Annotated in this window: 1 pseudogene; it reads left to right on the plus strand. The window is 65.2% G+C overall.

From position 1 onward, the window contains the following. Positions 1 to 368, plus strand: a pseudogene (locus tag EIK80_RS25165) (IS21 family transposase); the annotation flags it as partial.

Consider the following 368-nt stretch of genomic DNA (forward strand, 5'->3'; position numbering starts at 1 on the left):
CGGGACTGCGCACGGTGTTCGAGCACATAGGCGCGGTCCCCCTGACGCTGGTGCTCGACAACGCCACCGGCGCCGGTCACCGGGTCGCGTGGGACAGGGTCAGCATCGTCAAGGTGTTCGAACTGTTCGTGGAGCATTACCGGCTGGAGACCAGGTTCTGCAATCCGAACTCGGGCAATGAGAAGGGCAGCGTGGAGAACGCGGTCGGGTTCCTGCGCCGCAACATCATGGTGCCCCTGCTCAACGCGGAGTCCTACGCCCAGTTGACCCGGTACATGCTGGAGCGGTGCGACGCGATGGCCAAGGAGACGCATTACCGCAAGGGCGCGCCGATCGGCGGACTGTTCGCCGAGGAGAAGGCGGAGATG

The organism is Caulobacter sp. 602-1 (assembly GCF_003931565.1).
Classification (GTDB): Bacteria; Pseudomonadota; Alphaproteobacteria; order Caulobacterales; family Caulobacteraceae; genus Caulobacter.